This is a genomic window from Geomonas edaphica, from assembly GCF_004917075.1.
In the GTDB taxonomy this organism is placed as follows: domain Bacteria; phylum Desulfobacterota; class Desulfuromonadia; order Geobacterales; family Geobacteraceae; genus Geomonas; species Geomonas edaphica.
In genome coordinates this window covers 154,825-168,459 of sequence record NZ_SSYB01000005.1, presented here as the reverse complement: position 1 = coordinate 168,459, position 13,635 = coordinate 154,825, and the positions used below count along the sequence as shown (strand labels likewise).

Annotated in this window: 6 protein-coding genes; all 6 read right to left on the bottom strand. The window is 66.7% G+C overall.

The annotated features are described in order from the left end of the window. Nucleotides 1-4: 4 nt before the first annotated feature. Nucleotides 5-1,951: a sensor histidine kinase gene (locus E8K79_RS16525; protein ID WP_136515700.1), complete on the bottom strand. Its 1,947-nt coding sequence runs from the start codon at nt 1,949-1,951 to the stop codon at nt 5-7. After that, a complete protein-coding gene (locus tag E8K79_RS16520) occupies nt 1,948-2,910 on the bottom strand; it encodes an ABC transporter substrate-binding protein (protein WP_281276108.1) in 963 nt (320 codons plus the stop codon). Before E8K79_RS16520 ends, E8K79_RS16525 begins: the two co-directional genes overlap by 4 nt. Nucleotides 2,911-3,240: 330 nt before the next feature. Beyond that, entirely contained in the window at nt 3,241-4,131 is an 891-nt protein-coding gene (locus E8K79_RS16515; RefSeq protein WP_136515698.1) for a M48 family metalloprotease, read from the bottom strand. A gap of 12 nt (nt 4,132-4,143) precedes the next feature. Then, complete coding sequence (locus E8K79_RS16510) at nt 4,144-4,644, bottom strand: SH3 domain-containing protein (protein WP_136515697.1); 501 nt, start codon at nt 4,642-4,644, stop codon at nt 4,144-4,146. Nucleotides 4,645-4,683: 39 nt separating this feature from the next. Next, entirely contained in the window at nt 4,684-12,993 is an 8,310-nt protein-coding gene (locus E8K79_RS16505; RefSeq protein WP_136515696.1) for a CHAT domain-containing protein, read from the bottom strand. Then, the gene (locus E8K79_RS16500) at nt 12,990-13,586 is read right to left on the bottom strand and encodes a DUF1318 domain-containing protein (RefSeq protein WP_246043855.1); all 597 of its coding nucleotides are present in this window, start codon (nt 13,584-13,586) and stop codon (nt 12,990-12,992) included. Before E8K79_RS16500 ends, E8K79_RS16505 begins: the two co-directional genes overlap by 4 nt. Nucleotides 13,587-13,635 lie beyond the last annotated feature (49 nt).

Sequence of the window (13,635 nt, the reverse complement as noted above, 5' to 3'; positions counted from 1 at the left end):
TCCTCTAAAAACCGTCAAGCGGCACCGTTACCGTGGCCAGGGTCCCACCGGCAGCCTTGCCCACGATGGAAAAGGCCCCGCCCAGATGTTCTATTTTCTGCCTTACGTTCAAAAGCCCGAAGCCCCCTTCTCTGGTAGCACCCTTTGCGACCGCGTCCCCATTCAGCCCGATGCCGTCGTCGTCCACCTGGACCACGAGGAAGCCGTTGGAGCGCAGGACCGCCACGCGGCACTGCATGGTCCCGGCATGCTTGGCGACGTTGAGCATCAGCTCCCTGACCGCCTGGAACACCGTCGAGCGGATCTCGTAGCGCAGGGGCTTCTCCTTGCCGTCATCGCTGAATTCGACCTGCAACCCGAAGTCGGCGTAGAGTTCCTCGCCCAGCCAGCGCAGCGCAGCTTCGAGCCCGGCACTCGCCAGAAGCGGGGGTCTCAGTTGGAAGGTGAGCGACCTGATGTCCTGCAGGGTCTGCTCGATTAGCCCCCCGATCCCGTCGGCCTCGGACTCGCATTCCCCAGTCGGCACGCTGCTCGCGAGGGCGTCGAGCTTGATCTTCGCCAGGATGAGCCGCTGCCCCACTTGGTCGTGCAGCTCGCTTGCGATCCGGTCGCGCTCCCGTTCCTCGGCCATGGCGAGATCGAGCGCCATATCCTGGAGTTTTTGCTGTTGGGTGAGGAGTTCGACCTCGATCTTCTTCCTGATCTTTATCTCTTGCAGCAGGTGTTTGTTGGTGAGCTGCAGTTTCGCGGTGCGCTGATGCACCTCTTCCTCGAGCTGCTGGCGCGCCCCGGCCATCACCTCTTCGGCCGCTTTGCGTTCCGTGATGTCCAGCACGACCCCCATAAGACCGGTCACCTCCCCTCCCGTGGAGAGAATCGGCTGGTAGTTGGCCAGCCAGTGGCGCGGCTGCTTTTGGGAAGCATCTGCCCTTCCATGCAACTCGACGTTCCGGATACACTCGCCACCCTCAAGCACCGGCCGCCAGATTTCCTTGAGCTGGGTGGTGATCTCCGGCGCGAGCACCTCGTCGATGGTGCGCCCCACGTGCTCGCAGATGCTCTTGCAGTTCATCTCCGCCAGGCGCTCGTTAAGGCGCAGGAACCTGAGGTCCCGGTCCACGACGAAAAGGCCGACCGGGGTGTGCGTGTAGACGTTGGCCAGTTCCTGCAACTGCATCCGGTAGCGCTGCTCGCTGTCGTGCAGCGCCTTGGTGTAGTCCTGCACCTGCTGCGTCACGTTGTTGAAGACCCGGCTCATCTCGGCCAGCTCGTCGGTCCCCTCCGCCGAGATGCGGTGGTCCAGGTTCCCCGCGGCGACCTGGTCGGCGGCCTCCTTGACCGCCATCATGCGGCGGTGCAGCACGGCGTTCAGATAAATGGAATTCACAATGGTCCCGAGCGCCATAAGGAACACCAGCACCAGGGTCAGGGTGATCATCCGGTTCGTCGCCTGCTCGAACCTCTCGCGTGCCGACTTCTGCAGGCTCACCGCTTCCTGCTGCAGCGCCGAATCCTTGAGCATGATCTGACTGTACAGACGGCTCGCGAACTCGTCGTGGTGCACGTAGGCAGGATCTACCCCGGCAACCCCGCGCATCCGCTCTACAAGGCGCTGCGATATGAGCTGCGATTCAGCCAGTTCGCGCATCACCCGTTCCAGCGCCTCACGCGACGGTCGGTCGCCGAACTCCGTATGCCCCACACCTGCCAGGTGCGCGGTCTTCTCCGTGAGCGAGAACCACTGCAGCCTCGCCCGCTCTACACCGTACAGGAAGTACTCATCGCGCAGCGTGGCACGCTGGAACACCACCGATTGGATACGGTCGGCCAGGGCGTGCTTCTCCCCGGCCAGGTGCAGCTCTCTGCTCGTCCACGCAAGCAGAGAGGCCACGATCAGCAACAGCGTGAGGGACAGGAGCGCGCTTACTTTGAGCCTGCGGGCAAAGGTCACGGTCTTAGCACCTGCGGGTCCACGGCTTCCGGTTTCACCGACAGCAGCGGGCGCGGATCAATGACTTCCAGGAAGTTCGGCATCCTGACGTTGCGCGCCAGGCGGTGCTTCGCCGCCCAGCGGGTTTCCTCCTCGAGAGCCAGGAGCAGGGCGTGGTCCAGGGCGACGGTGCACGAGCCTTCCTCCCACAATTCGGCAACCAGTGCCGGTGGAAGCTTGAGGTCCGCAAAGACGATCGCCTGAGCCTCCTGCGGGTGACGCAACGCGAACTCTTCGGCCCGGAGCAGGGCACGCAACATGCGCCGCATCGCCTCCTGGTTGCCGTTCACAAACGAGGCGTGCCCTGCAATAACGAAGGTTTCCGTATAGATGTGAGGGTCGTTCAACACCACCCCGTCGGCACCCATCCTCTCGGCGATGATCTTGCCGGTGGGGTCCCAGGTGGAAACTGCGTCCACCCTCCCGGAAAGAAGGGCTTCCTGCATCTGTTCCGGCGGCAAGTCAACCAGCCTCACCTCATCCATGGCCAAGTGGTTGGCGGTCAGGAAAGAGGAGAGAAATATGTGGGAGGTGGTTCCCTGCGTGAAGGCGATGCGCTTGTTCTTCAAATCTCCGGGGGCGGAGATGCCGCTTTTCCTGCGTGCGACGATGCCGTTTTTCTTGTTCGAGGTATAGATGCTGCCGATCACGGAGAGTTTCTGCCCACCAAGAACGGCAAACATGAGCGGAGTTTCGGCGACGGTGGCGAGGTCGGCCTTCCCATCCAGCACCGCCTGCAACGCCGCCTTGCCGTAGCCGCAAGGTTGCACCTGGACGGCGAGCCCCTCCTCCTTGAAGAACCCCTTGGCAGCAGCAAGTTGCACCAGCGAACAATCGTGCAAGTTGGCCCAAGCCAGGCGCAAGGGAATGGGCGGGCCGGCTTCTTGCGCACGCTGACCTTTGCAACCTGAAACTAGCAGACACAGTATCAGTATCAGCGCAACTCTCAGTATCCACTCCTCATGATCGGCGCATGCTTACACGGCTGCAGGGAGGGTCCCCCATTCTTTCACAGGACGCGGCCGCAATGTGTCTGCACGGCCTTATCCATGTCAAAGCCCGGCAAAGTACCGGTGAATAATATGACGAGTAGCTAACAAAGTGCAATTAATTTTAGCACTCCCCGCACCAAATACAGCAAATTGCATAAAATAGCGCCGCTGAACGAAAAAAGGGCAGGCCAAGGCCTGCCCTTCTCTTTGGTGTTGCCGGTATCAAAGCATGTTCTCATAAACTTTGACAGTCGACCGTCACTTTGTCGTTTTGGAAGCCTTCCCCCCCTTGGCGAACTTCGCGAAACGCGTCGGCAGCTTGGCAAGCGACGCCCGGTCCGGGTACTTCTTAAGCCCGGCGGCCACCCGCACCAGGCGCTCGTCCAGCGGCGGATGGGTCGAGAACCAGGAACCGTTCTTCGTCGCGGTCGCCTCCTGGCGCTTGAGCTTTTCCAGTACGGTCGTCATGGCTGAAGGGTCGTAGCCGGTCCGGTAGGTGGTCTCCAGGGCGGCCTGGTCCGCCTCGAACTCCATCCCCTGGTCGAGCCCCTTGTCGAAAAGGGTCGATTGCATGTCGCCGATCATCGATTCGAACTGCTGCCCCTTGCTCCCCTTCATGGTGGCGGCGGTGATGCTCGCCGCACCTTGTAGGAACTGGGCACGCCGGATGCTTTTCAGGGCGTGCTTCTCGGCCACGTGCCCCACCTCGTGGGCGAGCACCGCCGCAAGCTCCGCCTCGTTGTCCAGGAGGTTCAAAAGGCCTCGGCTGATGAAGACGATGCCGCCGGGGGCGGCGAAGGCGTTTTGCACCGGGCTGTCCAGCACCACGAAGCGGTACGGGATGGTGGAGCGGCGGCTGTTGCGCGCCACGGCGTTACCGACCAGGTTCACGTATTTTTGCAACGCCTCGTTGTTCACCGGCTTGCCGAAGCGCTGCATGCTGTCAAGTGCCAGGCTCTCACCAACGGTGCACTCGGTCTGGTAGGTCATCTCCTGCGATGAGGAGAGCACCTGGGTCGCACCGGAGAGGATTTTCCCCTCCTTGGACTCCGGGTTCATCAGGTTGTTCAGCTTGTCCTGCCATCCGGCGTGTGCCGGTAGCGCGGCGAGGCAGGAGAAAGCCGCAAGGGAAACGATCAGTCTTTTCATGGGCATCCTCCTTTAGCGGGCGTACTCGCCTATTTTTCCTTCCTTGAGGAAGGTCTTCACTTCTTTGTCGGAAACCTTGCGGGCGAGGATCCGGTCCAGCTCCTTCTTGAGCGCTTCAGGCGTGCCGTGCTGTTTCGCGTACGCGGCAGTCTCCGGGGAAAGGCCGCGGATGCTGCGGGCGCTGTCCGCCTTCGCCGTGTTGATCTGGCTTTGCTGCATGGTGCCACCTAAAAGGCCGTCGCCGCCACCCACCTCGGCGACCGGTGCCGCGTCGGCGACACGCCCCGCGTAGACCCACCCTTCCTTGCCGTCGGCAGTCTGCACCTTGAGCCAACGTCCCCCGTCCTCGACCAGGGTGAGCTCAGCCCCCACCGGCAGGTCCGCCAGGTTCGCAGCGCTTATCGACTGCTCGCTCTTCAACGTGGTCCCTTCGCTTACCACCCAGCGCTTCTCGGCGCCGAACGCCGTGGCCGCCGCCAGCATCAAGAGGGCGGCGAAAACCGTTTTCTTCATGGTCACCTCCGTTATGGCCGGAATGGCTCCGGCGCTTCGTTACTTGTAATCACCAGTTAGTACGAACGCCCCCCAGTAGCCGGGGTGCGGGTAGCGCTTTCTCACGTGCTGCATGGCGAGACCGAGCGCCTGCGCCTTGTCGGTGCCGGCGTAGTCCCGGTAGAACTGCTTCATCAGGATGGCGCTCGAGACGTCGGAAACGCGCCACAGGCTCGAGACCAGGGCGTGGGTCCCGGCGAAGATGAAGGCGCGGTTCATGCCGATCACATCGTCGCCGCTCTTCACGTCGCCCAGGCCGGTCTGGCAGGCGGAGAGGACCACGAGGTCCGCCTTGATGTCGAGCCCGAACACCTCCTCGGCCTGCAGCCTGCCGTCGTTTCCGGCGTCCTTGGCGAGCCTGATCGAGGAGAAGAGCGGGTTCACCGGGTCGAACTCGCCGTGCGAGGCGAGGTGAATGATACCGAACCGTGAGATATTCTCACGCACCCAACTCTCGGTGGCGCGCTCGCGGGTCAGCATGGTCACGTCCGCGTAGTTCCAGCGCAGCGTCCCCGCCTCCTTCTCGGCAAACGGGAGGTCGAGCGAGGCGTTGCCGAGGTCGGGGTTGCCGATGGCTAGGATGCGCAGGTTCTTCGCCGCCTGGCGCCGGGCCAGGGTGTTGCGGTACACCGAGGCGGCCGGGAGATGGAAGAGATTATGCCGGTCCACCAGGTAATCACGCCCGTCGTAGAGGGTCGCGAAGGAGAGGTAGTGGAGGCTGCCGTGCGGCACGATCCCGACCGTGTTCCCCTGCGCCACGCCGGAAAGGGGGGCGGAGAGGAGCAGCCGGTAGAGTTCCCGGGAGTTCTCCTCCAAGGGCTCCAGGTTCTGCAGCATGCGCCGGTAGGTGGCGATCTTCCCGGAAAGCTCGGCGGCCGGGACCGGGAGCACGAAGAGGCGGCTAGCCTCGCGCTCCAGACGCCAGCACAGGAGCCGGTCCGGGAGCTGGTAGTAGGAGAGCAGGGTCACCCCCGGCTCCAAGAGCGAGCGGACCTCCGGCACGGTGACCGGCGCCACCTTGATGAGCGACAACAGTTCAGGGCGGCGTCGCTCTATGTCGATCAGAAGGTCTTGGTAGGAGCCGCGCAGCCGCTCGAGTGCCGCCTGGTACATGGCGCGCTCCGCCGGGTTCGCCGCCTGCTGCGCCAACTGCTCCTGCTCGACGATCTGCTCGCGCAGCCGGTTCTGACGCTCGTAAAGATCGCGGTCGGCGCCGCCGGCAAGCGAGAGGCGCTGCCGCCCCAGGATGTCGATCAGGTTTCTGGCGCGGGAGCGCTCGGCGACGGCGAAGGCCTCGTCGTCACGCCCAAGTTCCACCAAAAGACCTACCAGCCCCTGGTAGACGTCCATCTTGTCGGCGAGGAAGCCGTCTTTCAGCTGGTCCAGTTTGATCTCGGCACGGAGCTCCTCGATGGTAGCGAGCGCGTCGCGATAGGAGGAGACGGCACCTTCCCGGTCCCCGGCACCCTCTTTCAGACGGGCAAGCCCCAGAAGGGCGCGCCAGCGCACCTCGCGCAGCAGCATGAGGTCGGCTAGCTCGAGCGCCTTCTTGTAGCTCCCCTGCGCCTCGCCTTTCATGCCGCTTTTGGACCGGGCGTCCCCGAGGGAGAGGTGGATCTTCGCTTGGTTCACCCGGTCGCCGGTGCCGTCGGCAAGCGTCGCCGCCTCGTCGAGGAGCTTCAGCGCCCCGGCGGGGTCTCCCATCTTGAGGCGGGTTTGCCCCAGGTTTCTCAGGTCGTAGGCGATAGCCCAGCGCGAGCCGAGGGCGCGGTCGATGGCTAGCGCCTCGCCGAGGCTTTGAAGCGCCCCCGGGTAATCTCCCGACTCGCGCCGCACGAGCCCTATGTTGTTCAGCGTGGTCGCCCTCTCGTCCCGGCGCGCCTCCAGCTTGCCAGAAAGTTCCAGCGCCTGTTTGAGTTCCACAAGGGCGCGTCTCGAGTCCCCAAGGGTCCACCAGATGAGGCCGCCGGTGTTTTTCGCCATCACCTCTTCCAGGGGCCAGTTTTCCTTCTGCGCGGCCCGCTCCACCTGTTCGCGCATATCGAAGGCGTCCTGGTAGCGCCCCTGGAACCAGGCGTTGTTCCCTTGCTCCAAGACGATCCTCATCCGGGTCTTGAGCGCGGCGTCACCCACCTTTGCGAGCGCCTCGTGGTAGAGGAGGCCCGCGTCCGCGAAGTTCCCGAGCAGGCGCCGGCAGCGCCCCCGCTCCAGGATGGTCTCGGCCTCCAGCGCCCGGTTGCCGTTTTTCGCGTAGAGTTCCTGTGCTTTAGCGTAGTAGCGCTCAGCGGCGGCGAACTGGTTCAGGCGCAGGTCGAGGATACGTCCGAGATTCCGGTACTGGTCGGCCAGGTTCAGCTCGTCCTTCAACTGTGCGTTCAGCCCCGCCGCCTCCTCGAAGAGGGAACGGGCCGCCGGGTAGTCCACCGCGTTCTCCATCACCGCGCCGAAGTCGGAAAGCGCTGCGGCCTGCTCCTTCGCAAGCCCCAGGTCGGCGAAGATGGAGACCCCCTCCTTGAGTGAGGCGGCCGCCTCGGAGAAGCGCTCCAGGCGTCCCTGCAGAAGCCCCAGCCTGAAGAGCGCATCGGCGTGCTCGGCCGAGTACGGCTTTTCCTTCGCCAGGCGTTTCACGAGGAGGTCCGCGTGGAGGACGGCGCGCTCGGTGAGCCCGGCGCCGAAGGCGCTCTCACGTGCATGGCGGTGCAGGGGAGCGCGCTGTTTGGCAAGCTCCGGCGTCGCGTCCGCCACGACGAGCGCATTGTCGAATAGCGCCAGGGCCTGCGCGTAGCGCCCCTCGTTGTGCGCCGTCACCGCGCGTTTCACCACGTCGCCAAACTGCTTCTTGGCGAGCTGCGCGCTCTCGGCGGCGTTGCCACCCCAGTCGCCGATCAGGAGCCAGCCTGGAGGGAGCTCACGCCGCGCCGTGGCGAGGGAGGCGTCCGCGTAGCTTTTCACGAAGGAGGAGAGATCGGCGGCGCTCCCTTCGGAAAGAAGCAGGCTCGGCACACCGGTGAGCGAAGCGAGCTGTCCCAGGTAATAGGCCTCGTCCTTCCCCCCGCGCGGAGCGACTATCAGCGAGACCGACTCGCTCCGTGTCAGCGAGAGAAGATCGCGACGCGCCCCGGTGCCGTCCTCGAAGAGGGCATCGAGCCCCCCTCCCCCGCCGGGACGGGCGGGTACCGTCGGGAGGAGCCCGGCGGCGCCGGGGAGGGTCAGGGTGTGGGCGTCGGGCAGCCGCTCCGGCAACCCGTCGGGGGGGAGCTTTGCGAAGGGGGGAAGCGACGGCCATACGCCGGCCGGGTCGAGGACCTGCGTCCTGAGCGGTCTGCGCCCTTCGACGCTCTGCAAGAGCTGGCTCGCACTCACCCCCCAGGTGAGGACGCGAGCGTCGGCGAAGGCGCCGGGCTCCTCGTAGATGGCGACGAGCGCAGGATCGTTCAGGCGCGAGGCGGCTGCAGCGCGCGTCACGGTTTCGGCGCGGACACCCTCCTTGCCCCCCAAGGTGAAGAGGAGGAAGCGGTCGCCGGGAAGCGCCACCAGGCGGAGCACGCTCCGGCCCGGGAGCCGTTCCAGGAGGTCGATCGCCTCGGCGGGCTGCGGTGTGAGCGCCCGGCAAAGACGCGGCGCCTTACCGGAGACGCATCCCTTGCGGAAGGAGGCAAGTCGGGCCCGGAAGCCCTCTTCCTTCTCGCCCCCCGGAAGGGCTGCCGCCGAGGCGGCGAGACGCAGGGCGGCGGGACCAGCCGCGGCGTAGTAAGGGGGAAGTAGCCCCAACTCCTTGCCGAGCATGGCGTCGAGAACCGCCTGTTCCTGCTCGGCGCGCAGCTTAAGGTACGCGGGGTCCGCCGGCGCCGGGCCAGCAAGCTCGGCGCGAACCCGGTCCAGCTCTAAGAGGTGCGGTGCGGCCTTTTGCAGGAGGGCGAGCACGGCGGGGTCGTCCATGCCGAGGAGGCTTTTCCCGAGAATCTGGACCCGCTCCAGCTCGGAGAGGCGCTCAACGAGGGCGAAGCCCTGTTCCGGGTCCTTCGCGGTTAGCGCCTCGATGCGGGGGGCGAAGCGCTCGGTGAGCTCGCCTAGATGCAGGTCGTATTGCGTGGGGGGGAGTCGGTCGAGGAGTTTCAGTGCCTCGTCGAAGTCGCCTAGGCCAGCGAGCGCACGCCAGGCCATGGCACCGTTACCGGCGGTGCGCGCCTCGGCGAGAGCATCGCGGTAGGCGCTTGCGGCCGCGTCCGGGAGGCCGAGCGAGGAGAGCGCCGCCGCACGGTTCAGGCTCGCCGGGAGACGCAAGTCCCCTCCCCTTGCGGGAGGGGGTTGGGGGTGGGGTAAGGCGCCACTCGCCGAGTTCTTGCCCACAGCAACGTCACCCACCCCCCGGCCCCCTCCCGCCTGCCGGGGGAGGAGCAGCCGCAGCACGCGGTCCCACATCCCGATGGCACGGTAGACAAGGGCCTGACGGCTGCCGTCGTCGGGACGGCCGGAGGCGAGACGGGCCAGGATTGCGCCGATGTCGTTGCCGTAACGCGCCAAAGCGTCGGCGGGAAGGGCGCCGCGGTAGGAATCGGCAAGGGCGGAGACGCGGGCCTGCGCCGCCAGGAACTCAGCCACCGTCTCCGGCGCGGCGTCGGCCGGGATGAGCATCCCCCAGTTCACCAGGTTCAACATGGCGCCGACAGCGTTGCTGCTTCGAAGCGCGATCTCGGTCCCTTTCCGGAAACCTTCCGCGGCCCCGGCGCGGTCGCCGCGCGCGTAGTCGAGCTGGGCGGCACGGTGGCTCAGGAGCCCGACGCCAAAGAGGTCCCCCTCGGTGAGCTGGTCGACCCGAACGGGGTAGCGGCCGAGAAGCTCCTTGAAGAGCCGCGCCGCAGCTTGGTTATCGCCAAGCTCGGAGGCGATGCGGGCGAGATAGCTCTGCGCGAGACGCCGCTCCTGCTCGGTAGAGAAACCGAAGGCGGCCTCGGTGGCGTCACCCTTATTGAGGGCGACGTCGGCGCCCACCTTGATCAGCCCGCCGCCTCGCTTCGGCGCCGCTTTCTTCGCAGAGGGGTAGCGGTCCAGTAGCGTCAGCACCTCGTTGAAACCGTCCCTGGCAAGTTCGAGAAGCTTCCGCATGTCGCCGCCCGAAGCGCTCTCGGCCTGGCGATAGAGGGCGATGCTCGCCGAACGGCGGTTCGCGGCCAGGTTCTCCGTCATGCCGAGGTCGCGGTTCAGGCGGTAGGCGACATCGAAACGCTCCGCCGCCTCCTTGAAGCGCTCCGCGTCAAAGAGCGAAAGCCCGAGCCGGTCGCTCAGTTTCGCCTGCGTCTCTACCAGGCGCGGCACGGCGGCGAGCTCGCGCTCCACGGCGGCCGCCATGGCGGTCAGTTCCAGCACGTACTTCTCCCCCTGCGGGGTACCGGCGCCGGCTGCGGTGACCAGCTCCTTTTCACGGGAAAGAAGCTTTTTCACCGCCTCCTCGAAGCGGCCCCACGCGGGGGACGGCGGAGGCTCCACGCGCTCCGCGCCGAGCAGTTCCAGCTCCGCGTTAATCTCGCGCTGCCGGGCAAGCAAACGCTCCCGCTCAGGAGAGAGCTTTTCCCCGGCAAAGAGACGCTCGTTCGCCCGGCGCGTCAGGCGGCCGAACTGCTCGAGCGCCCGCGCCGGATCGAGCCGGGACTGGGCGAGGGAAAGCGCACGGCCGTACCCTTCGATGGCAGCGTCCTTCTCCCCCACCTGAAACGCGGCCGCGGCGTAGCGCTCGTGGAAGAGAAGCTCGGTCTCCGGGTTGTCGAAGGGGACCTTGGAGGCGAGACGCTGGCGGTAGAAGCTCCACGCGGTTGCGTTCCTGCCGAGCAAGAAGGCGACGTTGCCGATGTTCAATGAGAGGTTCGCCGCGTTCTCCGGGTTCACCTCGGGACGGTTCAAAAGCTTCGCCCTGCGGTAGAGGTTCAGGGCGCGCTCGAGCCCGCCCGCCTCGCCGTGCACCGTCTCGAGCACCTCTGCGATGTAGCCGCGGGTCTGGAAGGGGTACTCGGAGCCGGGAAGGCGCTCGGCGGAGCGCGCGATGAGACGGTCTCCCTCTTTGAGCGCATCCTTGCCGGGGAGGTAGGTGAGGCAGAGCCCGGCAGCGTAGAGGAGCACCGGGTCGTCCGGGTACTTCTTCAGCATCTCTCGGTAGAGCGCCAGGAGCTCCGGGGCCTGCCCCTGGGCGGCGACCGACTTCACGTAACCGCGGTGTGCCTCGAGGCTGCGCCCATCGTAGCGGATCAGGTCGAGGAAGGCGGCGCGGGCCGCGGCGATCTCGCCCAGGCGGTATAGGCTCTCCCCAGCGGCGAGGCTCTTTCTGATGTAGGCGGCACGGGCCAACTGGTAGAGCGGCGCGTCCTCGGGGTGCAGCGCCATTTCCTTCTCGTACAGGGCGGTCGCCTCGCCGAAGCGTTCCTCGCGGTACAGGATCTCGGCGAGCGCGAAACGGGCCGCCGCCGTCGGCGTCGCAAGCGGCGGGAACTGCTCCAGCACGGTGCGGTAGGCGTCCTTCGCGCGCACCCAGTCGCCGCCGCGGTAGGCAAGATCGCCGCTTCGGTTCCAGGCGCCCATGGCGAGGCGCGGCAGGGTGGTGCGGTACTGCTCGGCCAAGGCCGCCAGACGCTCACGCGGCTCGGTCGAACCCGCGGTCAGCTGGTCCAGGATGCCGGCAATGGCCGCCTCGGCCCAGCGCTCCTGCCGGTCGTAATGCTTGGCCACTTCGACCAGCGCGCTAACAGAACCCTCGCCCCCCTCGATTGACGAGAGGAGACGGGCGCGGCGGTAGGCAGCTTCCCCCCGGAGCGCCTCGTCCACGGCGGGGTCGGCGGCGGCCTTTTCGAGGAGTGCTATGGCGGCCAACTGGTCCCCCGCGCCGGAGCCGTACTCGGCCTGCAGGCGCGCGGAATCGATGAGCGCCCGCGCCGCAGCGTCGCGCCCCTTGTTCCCGGCCGCAGCGACCATATCCCGCTGCGCCTCGGCGATCACCTCGCGGCGCCTCCCGGCCACGACGACCTCTTCGCAGCGCAGGGCGGCCCGCAGCCGCACCCCCGCCACCTGCGCGCGAGCGGCCTCGGCCGGGAACGCGGCGTAGCGCTTAGCCGCCTCCTGGTAGCGCTCCAAAGCGCCGGGGTAATCCTTCGCCTCTTCCATGAGCCCGGCAAGTGCCAGCGAGGCAAGCGCCCCCTCGCGGCTCGCGGCTTCCTCCCGCGCCAGGACGCGCAGGAGGGCGAGCCTTGCCGTCGCCGGATCGGCGGGCTGGCGCTCGAGGATCAGGCGCGCGAGTTCCCACTGGGAGGCGAGGTCGGGACGGTCCGGGATTTCACCGGAAAGGGGAAGCGATACCACCTGTCCCCCGGCCGCTCCGCCGGCGACGAAGAGCACCGAGTCGGAGGCGGGAACCGGTGCAACGGTGGAGAGAAGGCCCGAGGTGAGGGGGAAGGCGGCGGGGAGGCCCCCCTCGCCTGCACGTTTCAGTTGCAGCCGGAAGACGGCGCCCCCTTCCGGCCCGGTGGCGGAGTCCCCAGCGGGAGGGGCGAAGCGGGTGAAGAGTATGGTGTCGTCGTCCTGCCAGGCGGGATAGAGGTCGCGCTCCCCCCCCGCGGTGAGCGAGCTCAGGCGCCTGGCGCGGAGGTCCCAGAGCCAGAGGTCGCCGCCGGGGTCCTTTTCCCGCGAGACGAAGGCTAGGCGCCCGCCGTCCGGCGAGGGGACCGCGAAGGCGGCGTCGATGCCTATGGGGATGGTCTCCCCCCTGCCGGAGGTGAGGTCGAAGCGGACGATTTCGCGGCGCCCGGAACCGGGGAGCTCACGCTGATAGAAGAGAACGTTCCCGTCCCTCGCGAAGGAGGGGGCGTCCTCGCCGGCATCGTTGCCGGTCAGGCGCACCGGTTCCGCGTCCGGCCTGACGAGATCCAGAAGCCAGATGTCCCCCTTCAGGTCGTCGCGCTCATCGGTGAAGGCGAGCCGGGTCGCGCCGGCGTCGAAGGCGGGGGCGGCTATGCGCACCGGGCTCTTGCGCAAGAGGCGCGGCAGCCTATCCGTGGCGCCGGTCGGGTGCAGCCAGAGTTCGTACCCCGCATCCCCCTTTTCCACCGTCGCCATCCATTTGCCGTCCAGGGAGCGCGCCGCGTAGAGCACCGACTGCGGCGTGTAGAGCGCGGCGGCAGGCACCATCTCCGGGCGCGAACGCGGAGCCGGGCGTGGTGCCGCGGGGGCCAACAGTTCCTCCCCGAGCGGCACCGCTTCCGCGACGCCCGCGGCAAGGAGCGAGGCGAGAGCCAGGAAGAGGGCTGTTTTTCTTGCCGACGCCTTCATCGGGCGCCCCACGCCCCGTCGTCCTGCTGCACCCTGGTCCCCGGTGCGCTGTTCTGACGGTTGATCCGGGCGAAGACCTTGCGGATCGCCGGGAGGTCGCCCGCGGTGAAGTTCTCGTTGGTGCGCACCACCCGGTTCATAAGAACCTCGCGGGAGCGGTTTACCTCGCCGACCACCTGGCCGAACTCACCCTCGCTGTAGCGCGCCGCAAAGGCCTTCAGGTCGGCGGGGGCCTTTTCCGGCAGATCGCGTGCGAAGGAGGTCAACGTCCCATCCAGGTTCTCCCCGACCCAGCCGAGCCGTTTCAAAGTGTCCACGTCATCGGCGTGGAAGGCGATGGTTTCCAGCGCCTGCGCCGCCTCCTGCTGTTCCGGGGAATGTTTCGGCGGCGTTTCCACCTTCCCGGTCGGCGAGACCCCGCGCACCGAGGCGACTAGCAGCACGTCCTCAGAGAGGGCGTTGTAGGTGCCGAGCACCTGGTTCTCCAGGGAGGTCCGCTCGCTCACCACGTTCACGTCGACCTTGGCGAGGGTGCAGCCGGATGCAAGAAGAAGGGCGAGGGCAATGGACAATTGACGATGGACAATTGACAACGAGAAGCGCCGCGAAGGCAGGTGGCCGGCCAGCAGCGAAGTTTTCAAC